This window comes from Ruegeria sp. CDSA246, assembly GCF_059611225.1.
Genome location: NZ_JBXWPD010000001.1, coordinates 340,358 through 363,828, shown reverse-complemented (window position 1 = coordinate 363,828; position 23,471 = coordinate 340,358). Strand labels below are relative to the sequence as shown.

Annotated in this window: 25 protein-coding genes; 19 read left to right on the top strand and 6 right to left on the bottom strand. The window is 56.7% G+C overall.

Features of this window, described 5'->3' with window-relative positions:
- Nucleotides 1–69: 69 nt before the first annotated feature.
- The 13 genes from frr (at nucleotide 70) to AC2FI9_RS01750 (ending at nucleotide 11,836) form a co-directional block, all read left to right on the top strand.
- The gene (gene frr, locus AC2FI9_RS01810; protein WP_496722742.1) at nucleotides 70–633 is read left to right on the top strand and encodes a ribosome recycling factor; all 564 of its coding nucleotides are present in this window, start codon (nucleotides 70–72) and stop codon (nucleotides 631–633) included.
- A gap of 8 nt (nucleotides 634–641) precedes the next feature.
- The gene (gene uppS, locus AC2FI9_RS01805; RefSeq protein ID WP_496722744.1) at nucleotides 642–1,373 is read left to right on the top strand and encodes a polyprenyl diphosphate synthase; all 732 of its coding nucleotides are present in this window, start codon (nucleotides 642–644) and stop codon (nucleotides 1,371–1,373) included.
- A complete protein-coding gene (locus AC2FI9_RS01800; RefSeq protein WP_496765012.1) occupies nucleotides 1,370–2,152 on the top strand; it encodes a phosphatidate cytidylyltransferase in 783 nt (260 codons plus the stop codon). Before uppS ends, AC2FI9_RS01800 begins: the two co-directional genes overlap by 4 nt.
- A complete protein-coding gene (gene dxr / locus AC2FI9_RS01795; RefSeq protein WP_496765008.1) occupies nucleotides 2,152–3,324 on the top strand; it encodes a 1-deoxy-D-xylulose-5-phosphate reductoisomerase in 1,173 nt (390 codons plus the stop codon). Before AC2FI9_RS01800 ends, dxr begins: the two co-directional genes overlap by 1 nt.
- Nucleotides 3,325–3,328: 4 nt before the next feature.
- Entirely contained in the window at nucleotides 3,329–4,681 is a 1,353-nt protein-coding gene (gene rseP, locus AC2FI9_RS01790) for an RIP metalloprotease RseP (protein WP_496765006.1), read from the top strand.
- A gap of 90 nt (nucleotides 4,682–4,771) precedes the next feature.
- Nucleotides 4,772–4,900, top strand: a complete 129-nt coding sequence (locus AC2FI9_RS01785; protein WP_282151161.1) for a hypothetical protein — start codon at nucleotides 4,772–4,774, stop codon at nucleotides 4,898–4,900.
- A 123-nt stretch (nucleotides 4,901–5,023) separates the two neighbouring features.
- The gene (bamA, locus tag AC2FI9_RS01780; protein WP_496765001.1) at nucleotides 5,024–7,384 is read left to right on the top strand and encodes an outer membrane protein assembly factor BamA; all 2,361 of its coding nucleotides are present in this window, start codon (nucleotides 5,024–5,026) and stop codon (nucleotides 7,382–7,384) included.
- A gap of 7 nt (nucleotides 7,385–7,391) precedes the next feature.
- Nucleotides 7,392–7,976 (top strand): OmpH/Skp family outer membrane protein, encoded by a 585-nt coding sequence (locus AC2FI9_RS01775; protein ID WP_496764999.1) that lies wholly within the window; start codon nucleotides 7,392–7,394, stop codon nucleotides 7,974–7,976.
- A gap of 72 nt (nucleotides 7,977–8,048) precedes the next feature.
- On the top strand, nucleotides 8,049–8,522 hold the full coding sequence (fabZ, locus tag AC2FI9_RS01770; protein ID WP_496764997.1) for a 3-hydroxyacyl-ACP dehydratase FabZ: 474 nt from the start codon (nucleotides 8,049–8,051) through the stop codon (nucleotides 8,520–8,522).
- Entirely contained in the window at nucleotides 8,519–9,304 is a 786-nt protein-coding gene (lpxA, locus tag AC2FI9_RS01765) for an acyl-ACP--UDP-N-acetylglucosamine O-acyltransferase (RefSeq protein WP_058277897.1), read from the top strand. Before fabZ ends, lpxA begins: the two co-directional genes overlap by 4 nt.
- Nucleotides 9,305–9,307: 3 nt before the next feature.
- Entirely contained in the window at nucleotides 9,308–10,102 is a 795-nt protein-coding gene (locus tag AC2FI9_RS01760) for an LpxI family protein (protein ID WP_496764990.1), read from the top strand.
- Nucleotides 10,102–11,268: a lipid-A-disaccharide synthase gene (gene lpxB / locus AC2FI9_RS01755; RefSeq protein ID WP_496764988.1), complete on the top strand. Its 1,167-nt coding sequence runs from the start codon at nucleotides 10,102–10,104 to the stop codon at nucleotides 11,266–11,268. The genes AC2FI9_RS01760 and lpxB overlap by 1 nt, the downstream gene beginning before the upstream one ends.
- Nucleotides 11,261–11,836, top strand: a complete 576-nt coding sequence (locus tag AC2FI9_RS01750; protein WP_496765360.1) for a hypothetical protein — start codon at nucleotides 11,261–11,263, stop codon at nucleotides 11,834–11,836. The genes lpxB and AC2FI9_RS01750 overlap by 8 nt, the downstream gene beginning before the upstream one ends.
- A 10-nt stretch (nucleotides 11,837–11,846) precedes the next feature.
- Here the strand turns inward: AC2FI9_RS01750 and mnmA are convergent, their stop codons facing one another.
- On the bottom strand, nucleotides 11,847–12,992 hold the full coding sequence (gene mnmA, locus AC2FI9_RS01745; protein WP_496764986.1) for a tRNA 2-thiouridine(34) synthase MnmA: 1,146 nt from the start codon (nucleotides 12,990–12,992) through the stop codon (nucleotides 11,847–11,849).
- Nucleotides 12,993–13,121: 129 nt separating this feature from the next.
- Between mnmA and sciP the strand changes: the two genes are divergently transcribed.
- From sciP to AC2FI9_RS01720, 5 genes are all read left to right on the top strand, one after another.
- Nucleotides 13,122–13,400 (top strand): CtrA inhibitor SciP, encoded by a 279-nt coding sequence (gene sciP, locus AC2FI9_RS01740; protein ID WP_496722773.1) that lies wholly within the window; start codon nucleotides 13,122–13,124, stop codon nucleotides 13,398–13,400.
- Between the two features lie 97 nt (nucleotides 13,401–13,497).
- Nucleotides 13,498–14,214, top strand: coding sequence for a response regulator transcription factor CtrA (gene ctrA, locus AC2FI9_RS01735; protein ID WP_496733195.1), 717 nt, complete (start codon nucleotides 13,498–13,500; stop codon nucleotides 14,212–14,214).
- Between the two features lie 124 nt (nucleotides 14,215–14,338).
- Nucleotides 14,339–16,465 (top strand): NAD-dependent DNA ligase LigA, encoded by a 2,127-nt coding sequence (gene ligA / locus AC2FI9_RS01730; protein WP_496764982.1) that lies wholly within the window; start codon nucleotides 14,339–14,341, stop codon nucleotides 16,463–16,465.
- Nucleotides 16,462–18,552 (top strand): ATP-dependent DNA helicase RecG, encoded by a 2,091-nt coding sequence (recG, locus tag AC2FI9_RS01725; RefSeq protein WP_496765349.1) that lies wholly within the window; start codon nucleotides 16,462–16,464, stop codon nucleotides 18,550–18,552. The genes ligA and recG overlap by 4 nt, the downstream gene beginning before the upstream one ends.
- 111 nt (nucleotides 18,553–18,663) lie before the next feature.
- Nucleotides 18,664–18,786, top strand: a complete 123-nt coding sequence (locus tag AC2FI9_RS01720) for a hypothetical protein (protein ID WP_255414864.1) — start codon at nucleotides 18,664–18,666, stop codon at nucleotides 18,784–18,786.
- A 185-nt stretch (nucleotides 18,787–18,971) separates the two neighbouring features.
- Here AC2FI9_RS01720 and AC2FI9_RS01715 read toward each other — a convergent pair whose 3' ends face one another.
- Together AC2FI9_RS01715 and AC2FI9_RS01710 are read right to left on the bottom strand one after the other, a co-directional pair.
- Nucleotides 18,972–19,610, bottom strand: coding sequence for a MarC family protein (locus AC2FI9_RS01715; RefSeq protein WP_058277905.1), 639 nt, complete (start codon nucleotides 19,608–19,610; stop codon nucleotides 18,972–18,974).
- A 59-nt stretch (nucleotides 19,611–19,669) separates the two neighbouring features.
- Nucleotides 19,670–20,122, bottom strand: a complete 453-nt coding sequence (locus AC2FI9_RS01710) for an iron-sulfur cluster assembly scaffold protein (protein WP_282118465.1) — start codon at nucleotides 20,120–20,122, stop codon at nucleotides 19,670–19,672.
- A 48-nt stretch (nucleotides 20,123–20,170) separates the two neighbouring features.
- Between AC2FI9_RS01710 and hisI the strand changes: the two genes are divergently transcribed.
- On the top strand, nucleotides 20,171–20,560 hold the full coding sequence (gene hisI / locus AC2FI9_RS01705; RefSeq protein WP_496695431.1) for a phosphoribosyl-AMP cyclohydrolase: 390 nt from the start codon (nucleotides 20,171–20,173) through the stop codon (nucleotides 20,558–20,560).
- 5 nt (nucleotides 20,561–20,565) lie between these two features.
- On the opposite strand, the gene gluQRS is transcribed toward hisI, so the two are convergent.
- The 3 genes from gluQRS to trmFO are packed head-to-tail and all read right to left on the bottom strand — an operon-like array spanning nucleotide 20,566 to nucleotide 23,451.
- The gene (gluQRS, locus tag AC2FI9_RS01700) at nucleotides 20,566–21,462 is read right to left on the bottom strand and encodes a tRNA glutamyl-Q(34) synthetase GluQRS (protein WP_496764977.1); all 897 of its coding nucleotides are present in this window, start codon (nucleotides 21,460–21,462) and stop codon (nucleotides 20,566–20,568) included.
- The gene (locus AC2FI9_RS01695) at nucleotides 21,459–22,073 is read right to left on the bottom strand and encodes a class I SAM-dependent DNA methyltransferase (RefSeq protein WP_496764974.1); all 615 of its coding nucleotides are present in this window, start codon (nucleotides 22,071–22,073) and stop codon (nucleotides 21,459–21,461) included. Before AC2FI9_RS01695 ends, gluQRS begins: the two co-directional genes overlap by 4 nt.
- A gap of 37 nt (nucleotides 22,074–22,110) precedes the next feature.
- Nucleotides 22,111–23,451, bottom strand: a complete 1,341-nt coding sequence (trmFO, locus tag AC2FI9_RS01690; RefSeq protein ID WP_496764972.1) for a methylenetetrahydrofolate--tRNA-(uracil(54)-C(5))-methyltransferase (FADH(2)-oxidizing) TrmFO — start codon at nucleotides 23,449–23,451, stop codon at nucleotides 22,111–22,113.
- Between the last annotated feature and the right edge of the window lie 20 nt (nucleotides 23,452–23,471).

The window sequence follows — 23,471 nt, the reverse complement described above, 5'->3', positions numbered from 1 at the left end:
TGCTATACATCCCAATTGCGATGGACTATGAGCCATGCAAACAGCACCTGAAGACGGGGAGTGAGCAGCATGTCTGACGATTTTGAACTGGACACCGACGATCTGAAGCGCCGCATGGAAGGCGCGATGGGCAACCTGAGAACCGAGTTCGCCTCGTTGCGAACGGGCCGCGCGTCGGCCTCGATGTTGGAACCGGTCATGGTTGACGCTTATGGGTCGATGACCCCGATCAATCAGGTCGGCACCGTAAACGTCCCCGAGCCACGCATGGTGACGGTGAATGTTTGGGACAAAGGCCTTGTCGGCAAGGTCGAGAAAGCCATCCGCGAAAGCGGTCTGGGTATCAACCCCCAGCTGAACGGCACAATCATCATGCTGCCAATCCCCGAATTGAACGAAGAACGCCGCCGCGAGCTGGGTAAGGTTGCCGGGCAATATGCCGAGCACGCCCGTGTTTCGATCCGTAACGTCCGTCGCGATGGCATGGATCAGATCAAGAAAGCCAAAGCTGACGGCATGTCAGAAGACGATCAGAAGTTCTGGGAAAGCGAAGTCCAGGACCTGACCGACCAGATGATCAAGAACGTAGATGCCGCGCTTGAAACCAAGCAGGCAGAGATCATGCAGGTCTGATCCACGAAATGCCTGACACGTCGCAACCCTCACCCGCTACCGGACCACGCCACGTCGCCATCATCATGGATGGCAACGGTCGTTGGGCTCAGGCGCGCAACCGGCCCAGGCTGTTTGGGCATCAGGCCGGTGCCCGGCGGGTAAGGGAAGTAGTCGAGGCCTGTCCGGGGTTGGGTATCAAGTATCTGACAGTATTTGCTTTTTCGACTGAAAACTGGAAACGGACCCAGGTTGAAGTCGCCGGATTGATGAGCCTGTTTCGACGGTACATCATCAAGGAAGCTCGCAACCTGACCAAAGCCGGTGTGCGCGTGCGCTTTATCGGCGATCGGGTTCGTCTGGATTCCAAGCTGACCGAACTGATGGACACTTTGGAGGTAGCAACCCAGCACAACGATCTGGTGCACTTGACCATTGCGTTGAATTACGGCGGGCGGGATGAGGTTGCCCGGGCGACCAAACGGCTGGCGCGTGACGTGGCCGAAGGCCGCCTGCGACCCGATGACGTGGATGAGGAAACTCTGCCCAAGTATTTGGATACGCATGTTCTTCCCGACCCGGATTTGGTGATCCGAACCAGTGGCGAAGCCCGTATATCCAACTTTCTTTTGTGGCAATCCGCCTATTCGGAATACGAATTCATCGACACGCTATGGCCCGACTTCACCTCGGCCGAATTGGAACGGCTGTGCCGAAACTTTGGAAGCCGTGACCGGCGGTTCGGAGCGGTTCCGGCATGAGTGAGGGCCGATGGTCTGACCTAACCGCCCGTGTTCTGTCTGCCGCGGTGCTTGTGTGCATCGGTTCAGTCGAAGTGTGGCTGGGCGGGCTGTGGTTCGAAGCCTTTATTGCAATCGCCTGCGGCTTGATGACCTGGGAACTGGTGCGGATGATCGATCCGGACCGCAATGGTATCGCGATCCAGTTGGGCATTCTCACCGGTGTTGCGGTCGTGCTCAGCTATCATCTTCCGCCGCTTTATACGTTGCCATTCCTGCTTGCACCGGCATTGGTCGGGGCAGGGCAAATCAGTCGATCCAAGGGTATCTACGCACTCTTTGCTCTCTGGATCGCTGCGTCGGGTCTGGGCTTCATCTCAATCCGCGAGAACATGGGGTTCGGCTGGATGGTCTGGCTGATCTCGGTGGTCGTGGCAACGGATGTTGCGGGATACTTTGTTGGCAAAACCTTTGGCGGCCCTAAATTCTGGCCAAAGGTCAGCCCAAAGAAAACATGGTCGGGCACTGCAGGCGGGTGGGCTGCAGCAGCTGTGGTTGGCATGATCTTTGCCGTGAATGCCGGTTTTGGCGTCATGTTTGTGGTGATTTCGGTACTTGCGTCGATGGCCAGTCAGGCTGGGGACATTGTCGAAAGCGCGACAAAGCGCAAGTTTGGGGTCAAAGACAGCTCGAACTTGATCCCAGGGCATGGCGGGTTTCTGGATCGCTTTGACGGCATGATGGGTGCGGCCTTGTTCGTTTTGATAGCCGGGATTCTCTATTCCCCCGGAGCGATGTGATGCGCAAAATCTCAATCTTCGGCGCGACCGGATCAATTGGACAGAACACGATTGATCTGATTGATCGCGACCCCGCGTCCTATGACGTCGTCGCTCTGACGGGTGGGGCGAATATCGAAAAAATGGCGGAAGATGCCCGGCGTTTGAACGCAGATGTGGCGGTTACGGCCTATGAAAATCGGCTGGATGATCTGCGCGCGGCCCTTGCGGGTTCGGGCGTCGAAGTGGCTGCCGGTCAAAATGCGCTGACAGAAGCTGCAGCGCGGCCTGCCGATTGGGTTATGTCGGCCATTGTCGGTGCAGCCGGTTTAGAGCCTGGTCTTGAAGTGCTCAGGCAGGGCGGCACGCTGGCGTTGGCCAATAAGGAAACGCTTGTCTGCGCCGGTGCGTTGGTTCTTGAGACTGCCAAGGCGAACAATGCGCGGCTTTTGCCGGTCGACAGCGAACACTCGGCCGTTTTTCAGGCGCTTGTCGGCGAGGATATGGCCGCGGTCGAGCGTATCATCATCACAGCAAGTGGCGGCGCGTTCCGTGACTGGCCACTGAGCAAACTGGCACATGCGACGGTTGAGCAAGCCTCGAGCCATCCGAACTGGGATATGGGGCAGCGGATCACAATCGACAGCGCGTCTATGTTCAACAAAGCGCTGGAGCTGATTGAAACCAAAGAATTCTTCGGCGTGTCTCCGGATCAGATCGAAGTGCTGGTGCACCCGGAATCCATCGTTCACGCTCTGGTCGGGTTCCAGGACGGCGCTGTCATGGCCCATATGGGCGCCCCAGATATGCGCCATGCCATCGGGTACGCTTTGCACTGGCCCGATCGGAAGGACTTGCCGGTCGAACGACTGGATCTTGGAAAACTGAAGCAGCTTAGGTTCAATGAACCTGATGAGGCGCGGTATCCCGCGCTGCGCTTGGCACGCGCCGTGATGGAACGCGGTGGCCTGTCAGGTGCTGTATTCAACGCCGCCAAAGAACGGGCGTTGGATCGGTTCATTGCGCGTGAAATCGGTTTCCTTCAGATGGCCGACATAGTCGAGACCGTTCTGGACAGGTTTGAGGCCGCAGGCGACCTTATTGATGCCCCTTTAACCCTTGATAACGTGCTGCAAACGGACCATTTGGCACGTACATGGGTCGATGACATCGTCATCCAACGAGCAGGATAGAATTTTGGACGTACTTTCTCTGATCCCTCAGTTCGGCAATTTTCTGTATACGATCATTGCCTTTGTCATCGCACTTTCGGTGATCGTGGCGGTGCACGAGTACGGCCACTACATTGTTGGACGCTGGTCCGGTATTCATGCCGAGGTGTTCTCGGTCGGGTTTGGCCCGGTTCTTTGGAGCCGCATCGACAAGCGCGGCACGCGGTGGCAGATCGCCGCGCTGCCTTTTGGTGGGTATGTCAAATTTCTGGGCGACGCGAACGCGGCGTCGGGCAAAGACGAAACGGCGATGGAGGAAATTTCCGAGCAAAGCCCGGAGGATCTGCGTCGCACCATGCATGGGGCACCTCTTTGGGCCCGGTCGGCCACGGTTGCCGCAGGTCCGGTTTTCAATTTCATCATGTCGATCCTGGTGTTTGGTTTGATTTTCCTGACCCAGGGCGTGACCAAAGATCCACTGACAGTTGGGACCTTGCACCCTTTGCCCGGCACTGTTCAGCAATTGCAGGACGGTGACGAAATCGTCGCCATTGGCGGCGTTGCGGTGCCCGATTTCGACGAGGAGGGCGCATGGACAGACTTTGTTGACGCGCTGCCGGTGGAACCTGTTCTGGATTATACGGTCATCCGCGATGATCAGACCATGGATGTGACGGGCCCCTGGCTGTTTCCGCCACTGATCCAGCAGGTTAGCCCGCGCAGTGCGGCCATGGATATCGACCTTCAGCGCGGTGATGTCATCACTTCGGTCAACGGAGACCCAATTTATGCTTTCGATCAGTTGAAAGAGCATGTCGAAGGGTCCGACGGGAAAGTTCTGCTCTTGAATGTCTGGCGCGACGGGGCCGATCTTGAATTCGCCCTTGCCCCGCGCCGCACCGATGAACCACAGGCAGAAGGCGGCTTTGTCACGCATTGGCGCATTGGTATCGTTGGCGGCATGATGCTGGAACCTGCGACTGAATCGGCTGGTGTTCTCGAATCCATTTCGGGCGGCGCACGTCAAACTCTGCGTGTCATAGACGGCTCACTGTCAGGTATCTGGCACATGATTACCGGTGCCATCAGCACCTGCAACATGACCGGCCCGATTGGTATTGCCGAAACTTCGGGGGCGATGGCCAGCCAGGGTGCGCAAAGCTTCATCTTCTTTATTGCTGTGCTGTCTACAGCAGTCGGTTTGCTGAATCTGTTTCCGATCCCGGCCTTGGACGGCGGTCATCTGGTGTTTTATGCCTATGAAGCTGTAACTGGCAAACCGCCAAGCGATGGCGCGCTGAAGATTTTGATGGGGGTAGGGGTCTCCTTGATCCTCGGCTTGATGATCTTCGCACTGACCAACGATCTGTTTTGCTGATTATGGCCTTACGCGCCAACAAAAGCCGCAATTTCGCCTCAATCCGCAGATAATTTTATCGCGTCTCAATTTTATGTGGCAGATACTCAAATGACCAAGGCACTTCGAAAATCGTATCAAAGCTTTAGCTTCCTGTTCATGTTGAACTGGGACTTTTTGCTGTTTTTCGGTGCGACTGCGCTCGCCATCGGCGGCTGGACTTTCTTGGCCAACATGTGATTCTTACCAAAAATTGAACATGATTAGCAGCGGCCCACTGGGCCGCTTTGTGTTTTCGTCTTTTGACAAGGAAACCTAATCTCGCTACTCAACAATAAAGTCCTAAAATTCGGGTAGAAAAAAATGACTGATAGGCGAGGCGCAGGCACATCCTGCGGGGGGCAGAAGCCAGCAAACAATATTTTGTGGCAGACGCTACGTATTTTTTCTTTTGTTTTTGTAGCAAGCTTTACCTTCCTGCCGGAGGTTGCGCGCGCGCAAAGCTACACTATCAATTCGTTCGATGTTGAGGGTAACAGGCGGATCGAAAGTTCGACAATCATTGCCCGGACTGGAATCCAACCCGGCCAGACAGTGACCGCCGGACAGTTAAACGATGCGTTTCAGCGTTTGCTTGACAGTGGTGTTTTTGAGACAGTTGAACTGACGCCGCGTGGAAGCACTCTGGTGATCGAGGTCGAGGAATATCCGACGATCAACCAGATCAGCATCGAAGGCAATCGTCGCGTAAAGGACGATGTTCTGCTTGAGGCGATCAATTCTCAGCCCCGCCGGGTTTTCACTCCACAGCTTGCTGAAGCCGACGCGGATCAGATCGCCGAAATCTATTCCGCGCAGGGCCGCGTTTCCGCGACCGTCATCCCGCGCATCATTCGCCGCAGCGACAACCGCGTCGATCTTGTCTTTGAAATTGCCGAGGGCACCACGATCGAGGTCGAGCGTGTTAGCTTTGTCGGCAACCGGGCATATTCGGATCGCCGCTTGCGCCGAGTTCTTGAGACTAAGCAAGCCAACATTCTGCGCACGTTCCTGCGCGGCGACACGTTTATCGCTGACCGAATCGAATTTGATAAACAGGTCATCCGCGACTTTTATCTGTCGCGCGGATACGTCGATTTCCGTGTGAACAGCGCAAACGTCGAATTTACCCGCGAACGTGACGCCTTCTTTCTGGTGATGAACATCACCGAAGGGCAAAAATTTTCGTTCGGTAAGATTTCGACCGTCAGTGAAATTCCCGGGGTGGACCCTGCCGCATATCAAGCAGCGTTAAAAATCCGTCCAGGTGTGACCTATTCCCCGTCGCTGATCGAAAGCTCGATCGCCCGCCAGGAACGGTTGGGTTTGAAACAGGGTGTTGATTTCCTGCGGGTCGAACCGCGGGTCACGCGCAATCCACGTGATCTGACGCTGGATGTTCAGTTTGTTCTGACCAGAGGTCCGCGGATCTTTGTTGAACGTATCGACATCGAAGGCAACACAACGACACTTGACCGCGTGATCCGCCGTCAGTTCGATACGGTCGAAGGTGATCCGTTCAACCCGCGTGAAATCCGCCAGAGTGCCGAACGTATCCGTGCCCTTGGATTCTTTGCCGTGGCAGATGTTGAGCCGCGCGAAGGCTCCACGCCCAGCCAGGTGATTGTGGATGTGGACGTCGAAGAACAGCCCACCGGCTCGTTAAGCCTTGGTGGTAGCTACTCGATTTCAGACGGTTTCGGGATTGCAATTGGCCTGAACGAATCCAACTTCCTGGGTCGCGGTCAAAACCTTGGGTTGACCCTTTCGACGGCGCAGGATTCCGAGCAATACATCATTAACTTCACCGAACCATATTTGCTGGGTCGCCGGTTGCAGTTCGATCTCGGTCTTGGTCTGGCATCGACGAATTCGAGTTTTGCAAGCTACGATACCAAGCGCGTCTTCTTCGAGCCGCAGCTGAGCTACGCAATCAGCGAATTGTCTTCGCTCCGTCTCCGCTATGGATGGAACCGCAGCGAGATGACGCAGCAGGACGATGAAGTGAACGGTGCTGTTATCGCTTCGGAAATCGAGCAGGGCAAGCGGACATCCAGCACGCTGGGCGTATCCTACCTCTATGATAGCCGTCGCGGTGGTTTGAACCCGAATGCGGGCGTTTTGTTTGAGGTAGGCGTTGATGCAGCCGGTCTTGGCGGCGACAACGAGTTCTACAAGACCACAGCGCGCGGCATCGCGCAGACACGTGTCCTGAACGAGGAAGTTGTTCTGCGGGCATCGATGGAAGTAGGTGCCCTGCATTGGCAGGGCGACGACTTCAGCCGCGTGATCGACCGCTTCTTGATTGGTCCGAACACGTTCCGTGGCTTTGAACCCGCGGGTCTGGGTCCGCGTGACCTGTCGAACGGTCAGGACGATGCGATCGGTGGTAACTATTACTGGGTTGCCCGCTTTGAATCAGACTTCCCTCTTGGCCTGCCCGAAGAACTTGGTCTGCGCGGCGGTGTGTTCTACGATGTTGGTAACGTCTACAACATCAACAACGTGAACACTGCCGGTGCCGACATCGTGGGCGCGGACGGGTCTGTTCGCCACGTGATCGGTGTGTCGGTTCTGTGGGAAACGCCTTTTGGGCCCCTGCGGTTCAACTTCTCGAAAGCTTTGAAGAAAGAAGACTTCGACAAGGAACAGAACTTTGACCTGACCGTTCAGGCGCGGTTCTGATCGCCAGATGCTGAACTTGATAAAATTAATTGCACAGGGCCCATTTCGGGCCCTGTGCGTTTTTCTGGCGCTGGCCTGCGTGTCGACCGCTCAAGCGCAGCAATTGGGCGTTCCTCAGGCGAATGTTCTGACCCTGTCCAGCGACCGGTTGTTTTCCGAGTCGCAATTCGGTCGGCGCGTCATGCGCGAGATCGAAAGTGAAGGCGCATTGCTGGCCGACGAGAATGAACGAATTGTCGCTGAACTGAGTAGGGAAGAAAAAGACCTGACCGAAAAGCGCGCAGAACTGCCAACTGAAGAGTTTCGCCCGCTGGCCGAGGCGTTCGACAACAAGGTTCAGACACATCGCGAAAGTCAGCGCGCCAAACTGGACGCCCTAGCGCGCCGAAGCGAAGAAGCGCGGCAGACCTTTCTGGTTCTTGTGCAACCGATCCTGATCGAATTGTTGCGCGAATCCGGGGCGTCTGTGGTTATCGAACGTTCCAATGTCTTTCTCAGCTCGGACCGAACTGATGTGACGGACACGGCGATTGCGCGGATCAATGAACAGATTGGCGATGGCAGCCAACTTGAAGACGAAAGCAAAGAATAGGTTTGCTTGCCCTTAAGGCGCGGTGTTGCTAACCACGCGTCAAAGAGAAATCCAGAACGGGACGACTGCACTATGACCACGGAAACCAAAAGCGCAGACATTCAGCTGATCCAGCGGATATTGCCTCACCGCTATCCGTTTCTGCTGGTCGACAAGGTCGTCGATATCTCGGGCTTTCAATCGGCTGTTGGCATCAAGAATGTCACCATGAACGAGCCACATTTCCAGGGCCATTTTCCGGGAACCCCGATCATGCCGGGCGTGACCATTGTCGAGGCGATGGCGCAGACCGCAGGGGTCATGCTGGGCGTGGGCATGGATGTGATCGACAGCGAGCTGCTGATCTATTTCATGAACATCGACAAATGCAAATTCCGTCGCAAGGTAATCCCGGGTGACGTGCTTGAGATGCATGTCGAAACGGTTCGCGGTAAAAAGGGTGGCAAGATCTTCAAATTCAGTGGCCGTGCCACGGTCGAAGGAGAGGTCGCGGCCGAGGCTGAGTTTTCGGCCTATGTCGATTGGGACATGGAAAAGACCACATGAGCGGCATCCATCCAAGCGCAATCATCGAAGAAGGCGCGCAGATTGGTGAAGGCTGCGTCGTTGGTCCGTTTTGCTATGTGGGTCCTCAGGTCAAGCTTGCGGATCGGGTCGAGCTGAAATCGCATGTTGTGGTGACCGGCGATACCTCGGTTGGTGAAGAGACCGTGATCTTCAACTTTTCGGTCATTGGAGAGATCCCACAGGATTTGAAGTTCGGTGGTGAGAATACGCGCCTTGAGATCGGTAAACGCAACCGGATTCGCGAACATGTCACGGTGAATACCGGGACCGACGGCGGCGGCGGCGTTACGCGGATTGGGGATGATTGCCTGCTGATGGCGGGCGTGCATGTGGCCCACGATGTCCAGATTGGCAATCGGGTGATCATGGTGAACCATGCCGGCGCAGCGGGTCATTGCATCATTGAGGACGACGTGATTGTCGGTGGTATCTCTGGATTGCACCAGTGGGTCCGTGTTGGGCGCGGCGCGATTATCGGCGCGTTGACCATGGTTCCGAATGACGTGATCCCATATGGCCTGGTTCAGGCGCCGCGTGGCGAACTTGATGGTCTAAATCTCGTCGGCCTCAAACGGCGCGGTGTCTCACGTGAGGATATTGCCGCTTTGCGGGCGGCCTTCCGCGAATTGTCGACTGGCGATGGTACGTTCATGGAGCGCGCGCACCGGGTCGGCACGGATAACGAAAGTGAATACGTTCAGCGGATCGTCGATTTCGTGACCGGACATTCGGATCGGTCTTTCCTTACACCGGGGAAATAAACAATGCTGGCGCTGATTGCTGGAACAGGCGTTTTGCCGGGTGAAGTTGTCGCGCAACTGCCCGACCGCCCGGTGGTCTGCGCGATGGAGGGGTTCCGTCCTGACACTCTGACCCCGGATGTCGAGTTTCCCCTGGAACAGGTTGGAACCTTTATCACCGACATCAAGGCGCGGGGTGTGACCCAGATCTGCATGGCAGGTGCCGTAGGCCGCCCGCCCATTGATCCTGCAAGGATCGATGTTGCAACAATGCCTTTGGTCCCAATCCTGCAACAAGCCATCATGTCTGGCGATGACGCGGCGCTGCGCGCCGTTATCGGCATTTTTGAGGATGCAGGTCTGGAGGTTAAGGCTGCCCATGAAATCGCACCTAACCTTCTTCCGAAACTTGGGTCTTTGACGCAGGCGCAACCGTCCGAGGCCGATCTGACGGATGCGGACCGTGCATCGGGTATCGTCCGGGCGATGGGTGCTGCGGATGTGGGGCAGGCCTGCGTGGTTTCAAAACGGCAGGCGCTGGCGATTGAGGGTATTTTTGGCACTGCATGGATGTTGCAGTCACTGACTCAGCGCCCCGATGCGGGCGGCGGCATTCTGTTCAAAGCCCCGAAACCAGATCAGGACGTTCGTGCAGATCTGCCTGCGATCGGGCCTGATACTGTGTCTGGCGCAGTTGCGGCGGGGCTGTCGGGAATTGTGATCGAAAAGGGCGGCGTTCTTGTGCTTGAGAAAGACCGCGTGATTGCGGAATGTGACCGGCTGGGCCTGTTTTTGTATGTCCGCGAGCGGGCGAACTGATGCGGGTTTTCGTCGTCGCCGGTGAACCTTCGGGGGACCGGCTTGGCGGGGCTTTGATGGAAGGCCTGCGCGCACTTGTACCCGGAGTTGAATTTCAGGGCGTTGGCGGCCCGCTGATGAAGGCACAAGGGTTGGACAGCCTGTTTCCTATGTCCGAACTGTCGGTCATGGGCTTGGTTGAAGTTCTTCCCAAGTTTTTTCACCTCAAACGTCGGATTTCTGAGACAGCGCAGGCTGTTCTGGATAGCAATCCAGATGTTCTGATCACCATCGACAGTCCGGATTTTTCGCTGCGTGTTGCCAAGTTGGTCAAAGCGCAAAGTACTATTCGCACAGTTCACTATGTCGCCCCCAGCGTCTGGGCCTGGCGTCCCGGGCGTGCGGACAAGATGGCCAAGGTCATCGATCATGTGCTGGCGCTGTTGCCATTCGAGCCGCCCTATATGCAGCGCGCGGGGATGGAATGTGACTTTGTCGGGCACCCGGTGGTCAGCGAACCAGTGGCGACCGAACAAGACATTCAGGCTTTTCGCGAGGCATACGGCCTAGGCCAAGCGCCCATTGTTCTGGCCTTGCCCGGTTCGCGGCGGGGTGAGGTGGATCGTCTGGCTCCGGTCTTTGGTCAGGCGTTAAGCCTGTTTTTGAAACAGCACCCTGACACGCGCGTGGTCGTGCCAGCTGTGGCCCATATGGTTGATGCGGTCACCGAACATGTTCAGGACTGGCCAGGGTCGCCAGTCGTAGTTGATCCGCGGGACTTGCCCTCGGACCAGGCTCAGGCGCAGAAAAGGGCGGCTTTTGCTGCGGCCGACCTTGCGCTGGCGGCGTCTGGGACAGTTTCATTGGAACTGGCGGCACAGGCCACGCCAATGGTGATAGCCTACAATCTGAACTGGCTGACGACTCTGATCGCAAAGCGCATGGTGAATCTGGACACGGCGACCCTTGTCAATCTGGTGTCTGAAACACGCGCGGTCCCCGAATGCCTGCTGGATGATTGCGAACCGAATAAGATTGCCACGGCATTGTCGGACGTTGCCACCAGTCCGGATGCGCAGCGCAGCGCTATGGACGTGACCATGGATCGTCTGGGCCGGGGTGGTGAAGCGCCGGGCCTGCGCGCCGCCCGAGCGGTTTTGAACAGGCTGCCCAATCGCCATGATTGAACACATCCTGTTCGCATTTTCCGCTGCGATCGTGACCATATCAACTAACCTGGACAATCTGGTCATCCTGTTTGGACTGATCATGGTGATGGAAACGCGCCGGGCCGTCTTTGGCTTTGCCGCGGCGCAAATGATAATTCTGAGCGTGTCGCTTGTGATTGCCAGCGGGCTGGATCACAGCCGGTTTCTGAATTGGGTCGGTTATCTTGGGATTATCCCGTTGTCTCTGGGCCTTTATGGCATTTGGCAGCAACGGAAAGGCTCGGGCGGGCGTCAACTGCCCGATACTGGGGCTATCACCTCAGTCGTCGCGCTGTTTTTGACGCTATCGATTGACACGCTTGCGGCTATGACTCCGCTATTCGCGGATTCGACGCCAGCATTTCGGTTGACGGCCTTGATCGGGGCCGGATGTGCACTGGCGACACTAATCGGAATTGCAAGTTGGGGCGCACCACGCGCACAGGTTTTAGGGCCGCGTTTTGCCCGCCTTGATAGGATTGCGCCTTACATCATGGTGGCAGTCGGACTGTATATTCTGGTGAACAGCCCGACCGACGTCTTGTGATCCGGACGCCTCAGTAACCGCGCCAGATCCAGCCGCCGCCGTATATGCGGCTGCTTTCATTGGAATAGAACACGCAGGCCTGACCGGGCGAAATGCCTTCCTCGGGTGTCAGCAATTCGACTTCGGCAGTCGTTTCAGAAAGAGGTCGGACAATCGCCTCGCGCGGCGGGCGGGTCGACCGCACCTTGACCGACAAATGCCATTCGTCGCGCGACGTAAAAGGCTCATCCCCCAGCCAGTTGATCTCGCGCACCGGAACGGTCCGGGTCGCCAGCAGCTCTTTCGGGCCAACGACAACCTGCTTTTTGTCTACGTCCAGCTTCACCACATACAAAGGCTCGCTCAGCCCGCCGATACCCAGACCGCGGCGCTGACCGATGGTGTAGTGGATGACGCCATTATGCTGCGCCAGCACCCGACCGTCGGAATGTACGATCTCACCTGGTTCCGCTGCACCGGGGCGCAGCTTTTCGATCACACTGGCATAGTTGCCATTGGGCACAAAGCAGATGTCCTGACTGTCGGGCTTGTCCGCCACCGACAGCCCGTATTGCGCGGCCATCTCTCGGGTCGCGTCCTTCGAGGGCAAATGGCCCAGAGGAAATCGCAGAAAGTCCAACTGCTCAGGCGTGGTGGAAAACAGGAAATAAGATTGATCCCGGTTCGCATCCTCGGCGCTGTGCAGCTCTGGCCCGTTCGCGCCCATCTTGCGCTGGATATAGTGACCAGTCGCCATGCAGTCGGCTTCAAGGTCCTTGGCGGTTTCCAGGAGGTCCTTGAACTTCACGCGTTCGTTGCAACGGATGCATGGTACAGGGGTTGCACCAGCCAGATAACTGTCGGCGAATTCGTCGATCACGGCATCTTTGAAGATGTTCTCGTAATCCAGAACATAATGGGGAAAGCCGCGTTCTTCCGCCACACGCCGAGCGTCATGGATATCAATCCCCGCGCAACAGGCACCTTTTTTGGCCAGGGCCGCGCCGTGGTCGTACAGCTGTAGCGTTACGCCAACGACGTCGTAGCCCTGATCGGCCAGATAAGCAGCGACGACAGAGCTGTCCACACCACCGGACATGGCAACAACCACCCGCGTTTCCGACGGGGGTTTGGCAAAGCCAAGCGAGTTCAGCGGTGTCTCGGTATCGAGGGCCATGACGATTCCAGTACGGGTTAAGAAAGACCGGCAGAATATAGGAAAATTCTACACACTCTCAAGGGGCGGTTTCACGCGACATTAAGTAGGCTGTTGGCAGCTTTGTCGCAGCTGAAAAAGGGTCAAGAGATGTATTTGCACAAAGTCGAAGGGCCAAGGTCCGTAACCCTGCCGGATGGAACGGTTTTATCGCGTAGCGATCTACCACCTGCAGAGACGACCAGATGGGTCGCATCGCGCAAGGTGGTTGTGGTGCGCGGCGTTCTTTACGGGCTGATTTCGTTGTCAGACGCCAAGAAGCGGTATGGGCTTAGCGATGAAGAGTTCAATTCCTGGGTTTCTGCAGTCGCTGAGCACGGAACAGACGCTTTGAAAGTCACGGCCTTAAAAAAATATCGACAACTTTAAGATGAATGTGAATAAATGATTCAACGGTAACGTCAGATTAACCATTTTTGATCAGGCTCATTATGAAATTGGTAAGTTGACTAAATTGGAGCAGTAAATGCGTATACTTCTTGTCGAGGATGATCCGACCACATCGAAAAGCATCGAATTGATGCTGACGCATGCCAATCTAAACGTTTATGCGACGGACCTGGGCGAGGAAGGCATCGATCTTGCCAAGTTGTACGACTATGACCTGATCCTTCTGGATCTGAATCTGCCAGACATGAACGGGCACGAAGTGCTGAGACAGCTGCGCATCGCGCGTGTTGAAACCCCCATCTTGATCCTGTCGGGCGCTGACGATACCGAAAGCAAGATCAAAGGTTTCGGCTTTGGCGCCGACGACTATATGACCAAACCGTTCCACCGCGAGGAACTGGTCGCTCGTATTCACGCGATCATTCGGCGGTCCAAAGGGCACTCGCAATCTGTCATTCATACGGGCCGCGTCGCGGTAAATCTGGACGCCAAAACGGTTGAGGTCGAAGGCAAAGCCGTTCATCTGACCGGCAAGGAATACCAGATGCTGGAATTGCTGAGCCTGCGGAAGGGTACAACGCTGACCAAAGAGATGTTCCTGAACCATCTCTATGGAGGTATGGACGAGCCCGAATTGAAAATTATCGACGTTTTTATCTGCAAACTTCGCAAGAAACTCAGCAATGCGACCGGCGGCGAAAACTATATCGAAACTGTTTGGGGCAGGGGCTATGTGCTGCGCGATCCGCAAAGCAACAGTTTAGACGAACGTCGGATCGCTGTTGGAGCCTGACCTAAAATGAAATCCGGTCGCCGTTGGTCCAGGGCGACCCCCTCACTCATGGTACAGCACATCTGGACCTAGCCATGGCCTCGCCCTATCACTGGGTTCAAAGACTATGTGACAGGGCGAGGCCATGAGCGACTCAATTGCGGTAACAGAGCTGACTGAAGATCAAGCACGTGCCGAGCTGGCGCGGCTCGCGGAATTGATTGCGCGGGCCAACACGCTGTATCACGCCGAGGACGCCCCCGAGATCTCGGATGCGGACTACGATGCGCTAAAGCGGCGAAACGCGGACATCGAGGCGCGTTTTCCGGAGTTGAAGCGGTCCGACAGCCCCACAGATCAAGTGGGCGCAAGACCGGCGGAGGGATTTTCAAAACTCGTACATGCCGTCAGAATGATGTCGTTGGGCAATGCGTTCAACGATGAGGACGTTGCTGATTTTGACAGGTCAATCCGCAAATATCTGGGATTGAGCGACACGGCCGAGCTGGGTTTTACTGCTGAACCCAAGATTGACGGTCTGTCCCTATCGCTAAGATATGAACAGGGGAAGCTCGTGCAGGCGGCAACCCGAGGCGACGGCGAGATTGGTGAAAACGTGACTTCGAACGCGCGGACGATCTCGGACATTCCGCACAGCGTCCAAAACGCTCCGGATGTTCTGGAAGTACGCGGTGAAGTTTACATGTCGCATGAAGACTTCGATAAGCTGAACTCGCGACAGACGGAGTTGGGCGAAAAGGTATTTTCAAATCCACGAAACGCTGCCGCAGGGTCGTTGAGGCAGCTTGACGCGAAAATCACACGATCCCGTCCGCTGCGGTTTTTCGCTTATGCCTGGGGTGAGTTGTCGGCCCCTTTGGCCGATACACAAATGGGTGCCATCGAACGGTTGGCGGAATTCGGTTTCTCAACCAACCCACTGACAGCATTGTGCGAAACAACAGATCAGTTGATCGGACATTACCGCAGAATCGAAGCCCAACGCGCCACTCTTGGCTATGACATCGACGGCGTTGTCTACAAGGTGAACGACTTGGCGCTGCAGGCCCGGTTGGGGTTCAGGTCCACGACCCCAAGATGGGCCATTGCGCATAAGTTTCCCGCTGAACTTGCATGGACAAGGCTAGAGGCCATCGACATTCAAGTGGGTCGCACGGGTGCGCTCAGCCCGGTTGCCCGGCTGCACCCGGTAACTGTTGGTGGCGTCGTAGTGTCCAATGCCACGCTGCATAACGAGGATTATGTCGCCGGTCGCGATGCAAAGGGCGGTACGATCCGTGATGGGAAAGATATTAGGGTCGGCGACTGGGTGCAGGTTTATCGCGCGGGCGACGTGATCCCAAAAGTGGCGGATGTCGATATTTCGAAACGTCCAGATGGCGCGCAACCTTATGATTTTCCCACAACCTGTCCGGAATGCGGCAGTGATGCGGTTCGGGAAGAAGGCGATGCCGTTAGACGTTGCACCGGTGGGATTATTTGCCCGGCGCAGGCTGTTGAAAAATTGAAACATTTCGTATCTCGGAAAGCGTTCGATATCGAAGGGCTGGGCGCCAAGCAGATTGAAATGTTCTACGATGACCCGGACTTGCCAATTAAAACTCCGGTGGACATCTTTACACTGCAGACCAGAGATGCGGCCAATCTCAACAAGCTCGCCAACCGTAAGGGTTGGGGTGCCCAAAGTGCCGGGAACCTTTGGGCTGCAATTGATGAAAAACGCCAAATCCCATTCGGACGCCTTCTTTTTGCATTGGGCATTCGACATGTCGGAGAGGCCGCATCGAACCTGATCGCGAACCACTATGGCTCCTGGCCAGAATTTGAACGCGCCGTCACCGCAGCCGCTGATTTCGAAGGTCTTGAGTGGGACGAGCTTTTGGGTATTGATGGCGTAGGTGACGTCATGGCGCGCGCGTTGGTTTCTGCATTTGCTCAGGACGCAGAACGCGCCAGCATCGACGCTTTGGTCGAGCAATTGGACGTGCAGGACGCCAAACGACCCGACACATCGGGCAGTCCGGTGGCTGGCAAGACGGTTGTCTTTACAGGGTCACTTGAAAAGATGACCCGCGCCGAAGCCAAGGCCCGGGCCGAGGCACTGGGGGCCAAGGTCTCTGGTTCGGTCAGCAAGAAGACCGATTTGCTGGTGGCCGGCCCTGGTGCTGGTTCAAAAGCCAAGAAAGCAGCAGAGCTTGGGATCGAGACGCTGGACGAAGATGAATGGCTGCACCTGATCGGTACCGCATGAGTGGCCGTCCTGAGATCCTGTTTCCCCTGTTCGCCGGGCTGGAGACGCTGGAGGGCGTTGGCCCCAAGACTGCGCAGACAATGGTGCAGGCGGGGATCGAGTCGCCGTGCGATGTGCTGTTCGGCTTACCGTATGCTGTCGTTGATCGCAGGCGGCGCGATACAATCCAGGGGGCTGATCTGCCAACGACATTGACGGTTGAAGTCACAGTCGGCACCCACAGGCCGTCGCGAAACAAGGGCGGGGCTTACCGCGTTCACGTCGAAGACACGCAGATCGAGTTTCAGTTGGTCTTTTTCCACGCACGTGGAGATTATTTGAATAAAGTTTTGCCGCAAGGCAGTCGTCGTGTGATCTCTGGCAAGCTCGAACTGTTCGACGGCATGGCGCAGATGGTCCATCCAGATCACATGCTGCCCGTGGAAAGCGCGGATGACATAGCAGAATTTGAACCGGTCTATCACCTGACACAGGGCATCACCCAAAAAACGGCGTACAAGGCGGCACGTAGCGCATTGGCCCGCGCGCCACAGCTGGCTGAGTGGATTGACCCTGCGCAAGTGTCAAAACAGGGCTGGGCGGATTGGGCGACGGCTGTATCCGCGGCGCATAACCCACAGGGGGCGGATGACGTGGCCGCGCACGCGCCAGCCCGGGAACGCCTTGCCTATGACGAACTGTTTGCCCATCAGGTGACGCTGGCTCTGGCGCGACAGCGCGAGCGTAAGGCTCGGGGCATCGTGAGCGTCGGCACTGGTGCTCTGCAGGCCAAAGTTCTTGCTAATCTGCCTTACAAACCAACCGGGGCCCAGACACGTGCGATCAAGGAAATAACTGCCGACATGGGCTCAGACTCGCGGATGAACCGATTGCTGCAAGGCGATGTGGGTGCAGGGAAAACTCTGGTCGCCTTCATGGCGCTTCTGGTCGCGGTCGAGGCTGGTGGGCAGGGTGTTATGATGGCCCCGACCGAGATCCTCGCTAGGCAGCATCTGGAAGGCCTGCGCCCGCTTGCCGAAGAAGCCGGGGTGGTTCTGGAAATCCTGACTGGGCGGGACAAGGGCGCTGAACGGCGTGCAAAGCTGGCCGCTCTGAAACAGGGTAACATTCACATCCTTGTCGGCACCCATGCAGTGTTTCAGAGCGATGTTGAATTTCATGCCCTGCGACTGGCCATTGTGGATGAACAGCACCGGTTCGGGGTGCGGCAACGGATGGAGTTGTCGGAAAAAGGGCAGGGCGCGGATGTTCTGGTGATGACCGCGACACCGATTCCGCGCAGCCTGGCTTTGGCGCAATATGGGGACATGGACGTCTCTGTTCTGGATGAAAAACCACCGGGGCGGAAACCGATCAAAACGGCGATTATCAGCACCGAGCGTATGGATGACGTCGTGGCGCATTTGCGTCGGGCTATCGATGAAGGACGTCAGTGCTATTGGGTCTGTCCGCTGGTCGATGAATCCGAAGTCTCGGACCTGACGGCAGCGGAAGAGCGGTTCAAACGGCTGCGCGCCATACTGGGCGAGGGTATTGTCGGCCTGGTCCATGGCCAGATGCCCGCGTCCGACAAGGATGCCGCAATGGCCGCGTTTCAAGAGGGCCGAACAAAAGTACTTGTTGCCACGACTGTAATCGAGGTTGGCGTGAATGTTCCGAACGCCTCGATCATGGTGATCGAACGGGCTGAGATATTCGGGTTGGCTCAACTACACCAGCTGCGCGGCCGCGTGGGACGGGGTGAGGCGGACTCGACCTGCTTGTTGATGTATCAACCCCCGCTCAGTGAAGGTGGGCGCAAACGGCTGGAAGTTCTGCGTGAGACCGAAGACGGGTTCCGGATATCAGAGACTGACCTGCAGATGCGCGGCGCAGGTGACCTGATCGGTACGGCCCAATCCGGGTTGCCTAAATTCCGGATTGCGGACCTGGAACGCCAGGCCGGATTGATGGCTGTAGCACAGACGGACGCACGCAATTTGCTTAGCAAAGACCCGACCTTGGCCACGGAACGTGGGCAGGCGGTGCGTGTTCTACTTTGGCTTATGAAACAGGATCAGGCAATCCGTTTAATTTCAGTGGGTTAGCAATTTTGTTCTATAGAGTTCACAAATGTTCTCAAAAAGTTCTTTACTGACTCGACGAAATATGAGAACAAAAGGTCAACAAAGGATTAAATCCCGACCGGAGGTGAGACCATGCTGACCCAGATCAAGACCGCCATAAGCCGTTCGCATTCCACGCTATTGCAGGATGCGGCAGGTGCGGTGTCATTGGTGGTGATGCTGGTGGTTGCCCTTCACCTTCCCGGAGCGTTCTGACCCTTTCTGCCTGCGATCTCGTGCCGAAAACTCCGCGCCGTCGTCCCCATTTCTGTCAAGGGTGACCTGCCTGTCCCAATTCCCTTGAAAGGGCCATGCCTCGGCCCTGCGCGGAAATACGGATCCCACGCGAGACACGCATTGCCTACCGCCGCCCTTTCCGCCAGGAAGGAGCGGCGGTTTTTTTACAACTGTCCGGTTTTGAAGATTTCCAGCATCGCCGACAGCACGGAATTTACCGCAACCGATGCCAGGATCATCCCCATGATGCGGCTGATAATGGCAGCACCGGAATGGCCAATCAGTCGAATGATCGGTTCGGCCAGCAGCATCAAAACAAAGGCGATGGCCACGACAGACAACATAACCAGTGCCGTGATGCCTTGATCCGCCACGCTGAACCGGTTGTTGTCGGTCAGGATAACCACGGCCAGCATTGCACCCGGCGACGCCAGTGAGGGTACCGCCAGCGGAAAGATCGCGGGGTTGGGCTTGTGGAATTTGTCTTCCTGATCGTCTTCTGCTGCGCGTTGTTCAACCTCTTGTTTGCTTTCGCCAAAGATCATCGTCAGGGCGAACAGGAACAGGATGATCCCTCCGGCCACTTGGAACGAGTTCAACCCGATATCCAGCGCCTCGATCAGCAGTTGTCCAAAGACAAGGAAGAACAGCAAAACCCCGGCACTTATGAACGCCGCCAACAGGGCTGTTTTACGACGCGCCGCCGCCCCAAGCCCGGCTGTAACGGCGATAAATACGGGAATTGTTCCAATCGGATCAATAACGACCCACAGGGTAACAAAATGTTCCAGCAAACTATTCAAACCAAATTCTCCCCAAAACTTTGGCGGAGGTTAGATGGGTTTGAATTGAATTACCATCTTCAGGCGCAGTTGGCCTGTTCGGCTTTTTCCATAGCTTCAGCAGTAGCATCCAACGCCAGCAGAATCGAAGCGTGCCGGTTCTTGTAATCACGCGCAGGCATAAGAACTTCCAGCCCGTTAAACGGTGCGTCCGGAGCAGGGCCGTCTTTCTTCAGCATAGCCGACAGTTGATCCCGCGCGGTTTCGATTTGCGCGCGCGTGGTTCCAATTACAGCGGATCCAACGACCGAGGCCGAGGCCTGACCCAGGGCGCAGGCCTTAACGTCCTGACCAAAGTCGGACACGTGACCGTCCTCAACCTTGACGTCCACGGTCACGGTCGATCCGCACAATGGCGAGCGTTTCTTGACGGTCGCATCAGGGTTTTCCAGTCGTTCCAGATGCGGAATATCCGCAGCCAGGGCCAGAATGCGCCCGGAATACAGCTTTATCAGGTCGTTCTCGCCAGACATGGCTTTCCCTCGTTGCGTGTTCCCCATACATAGTGAGCATCCAACGGGATGCAAAAGGTTTTTACAATGTCTGAGACCGTCACCTTCGATCCGTCCAGCCTGACGTACAACGACGCTGGTCTGATTCCAGCCATCGCACAAGATGAGGCCTCGGGCGAGGTATTAATGATGGCGTGGATGAACGCCGAAGCGATTGAAAAAACACTGGAAACGCGCCGCGTAACGTATTGGTCGCGGTCGCGTCAATCGTTCTGGATCAAGGGAGAAACCTCAGGCCACATGCAAGAGTTGGTCGATTTTCGCGTTGATTGTGACCGCGACTGCCTGCTTGTTTTGGTGCGACAGACAGGCGCGGCCTGCCACACCAACCGGCGCACTTGTTTCTACACTGCTGTTCGGGATGATGCAGAAGTCGAACTTATGGGCCCAATGGAATAGGTCAATTAAAGCCCGACCATTGCCCGTATCTGTTTCGCGGAAACGCCTTCGGCGCGGTATTTGGAAATGGCGCGAGCATCGTCACGTTTGGCCAAACGTTTGCCCAAGTCATCTCGGATCAGCTTATGATGGTGATAGACAGGTGTCGGCAAGCCTAGCAGGGCCTGCAACAGAACATGGATACGCGTCGCCTCGAATAGGTCCTGACCGCGTACGACGTGGGACACGCCTTGTTCCGCATCATCCAGAACGACGGATAGATGGTAGGATGTTCTCATATCGCGCCGGGACAATACCACGTCTCCGATTGTGTCTCGTAACTCATCGGCCGTGAAAGCGACTGTGCCCGATTCCCCGTTTGGTCCCACGCCATTTTCTTCGAAGAACGGCTTTTGGGCAGATGGTTGAGTGGCGATCCTAAACAGATCTGGAACCACACGCGCAGCCATTTTAATGTCCAATCGAAGGGGCGTTTCGTGCGGGATCGGCCCCGTTCGATCTGACACATCCCTGCACGTGCCCGGATAAATGATCCCATCCGGCCCATGAAGAGGTATACCTTCCTGTGGTGCCCCGGCGGCTGCGGCAATGTCCCGACGATTGCACGTGCACGGGTACAGCAAGCCCCGCGACCACAATGCCCTCAGAGCGTCTTCGTAGGTCGACACACGAGACGATTGCTGCATCACGGGTTCTGGCCAGGTCAATCCTAGCCAAGTCAGATCGTCATAAATCTGCTCTTCCCAATTTGCCCGGCAGCGGGAGCGGTCGATGTCTTCGATCCGCAATAAAAATTGACCGCCTGCAGCGGCGGCCATATCACTGGCAAGAAGTGCAGAATAGGCATGGCCAAGATGAAGCGGCCCAGTAGGAGATGGGGCAAATCTGGTAATGAATGTCACGTCTTCTCAACAACATATACGTCAGATTTAAGGTCCATACCGGGAAGGTGCGGCCCGTATTCCCGAAACAACAACCGCGCAGCGCCCATGTCCAGCCAATCGTTCAAACGGGTGGTGAAGGACGGATCGTCAAGCGTGTGATCGTTGAAGGAAAAGGCCAGCAAGCCACCTTTGGGTAGCGCCTTCATCAACAGGTCGAATGTCTCTGGCGGGGCGGCACCGGTTCCGATCACGCCAATCGCGGTGATTGCCTTATAGGCATCTTGCTCCAGCGGTTCCGGATCGGTGATCTCAAACGTCGTGAGGTTTCTGTAAACCTCCTTAGCGGCCGCCCCTTCAAGCATCTTGGGCGTGGGATCCACACCATCGATTACCTGAAATCCCGTATCATGCAGGGCCTTGCCGGACAGACCCGTGCCACAACCGTAATCCAGAACAGGCGTCTGCGGTTCGGGCATCTGGGACCAAAGCGCCTCGGCCACGCGACCAGGCGTGGCGTAGCCATGTGCTCCAACTTCGGCGTCGTATGACGAGGCCCATTTCTGATAATGCGTACGGGTCGCCTCGGGCGTATCAAGCCCGTAGGCGTCTTTGAGGTATTTGTCGCTCATACCCGTATGTTAGGCCGGTAGGGTGCAATGCGTCCAGTCAGCAATGCGCCAACCAGTCGGTCCATTCCGTCTTGGCCCGGTCGGTGTAGGCCTTGTACCGGTCCTTACGGCCCCGGCGACCGCCTTTGAGGCCATCAACCGGGCGAAACAGACCAAAGTTGACGTTCATGGGTTGAAAGGTCTTGGCTTCGGCCCCGCCGGTAATGTGGTGTATCAACGCGCCCATGGCACTGTCCTGCGGGATCTCGGGCAGGGAACGCCCCAGGATCTCGGCAGCAGCCAGCCGCCCAGCCAACAAGCCCATTGCAGCGCTTTCCACATAACCCTCGACGCCGGTGATCTGGCCGGCAAACCGAATATTCGGTTTTGATTTCAGCCGCATCTGCGCGTCCAGCAATGTCGGAGAGTTGATGAACGTGTTGCGATGAATCCCGCCCAGGCGCGCGAAACTGGCGTTCTCAAGCCCCGGGATCATGCGAAACACTTCGGTCTGAGCGCCGTATTTCATCTTGGTCTGAAAACCGACGATGTTGAACAAAGTGCCCAGCGCGTTGTCTCGGCGCAGTTGCACAACGGCATGAGGTTTGACGTCAGGCTGATGCGGGTTGGTCAGGCCGACTGGCTTCATGGGACCGTGGCGCAGCGTTTCGCGGCCCCGTTCCGCCATAACCTCGATGGGCAGGCAGCCGTCAAAATACCCGGCAGTTTCACCTTCGTGGAATTCTGTTTTGTCCGCCGCCAACAGGGCGTCGATGAACGCCTCATACTGATCGCGGTCCATGGGACAGTTCAGATAGGCCGTCCGCTCCTCTTCGGTTTCGCCCTTGTCATAACGGGACTGCATCCACGCCTGGCTCATGTCGATGCTGTCGGCATAGACAATGGGCGCGATCGCGTCGAAGAACGCCAGAGCCTCGGCACCTGTCTGGGCCCTGATCGACTCGCCCAGCGACGAGGACGTCAACGGACCCGTCGCAATGATCCAGTGGCCGTCGTCGGGCAGGGCGGTGACTTCTTCGCCTGTCACTTCCACCCGCGGATGGGCCTGCAGCTTGGCGGTCACTGCTTCAGCAAACGGATCACGATCCACGGCCAATGCGCCACCGGCGGGCAGGCGATGCGTATCGGCGGTGCCCATGATGATGCCGTTGGCTTCGCGCATTTCCCAATGCAGCAGACCGACGGCATTTTGTTCGTCGTCATCCGAGCGGAAGGAGTTCGAGCACACCATCTCGGCCAGATTACCGGTCTGGTGCGCAAAAGTGCCCACTTTGGGCCGCATTTCGTGGATTACAACATCCACGCCCATTTCCGCTGCTTGCCAGGCCGCCTCGGACCCCGCCATGCCGCCGCCAACTATATGCAATTTCTGTGTCATGAGGTGCCACATAGGGCACA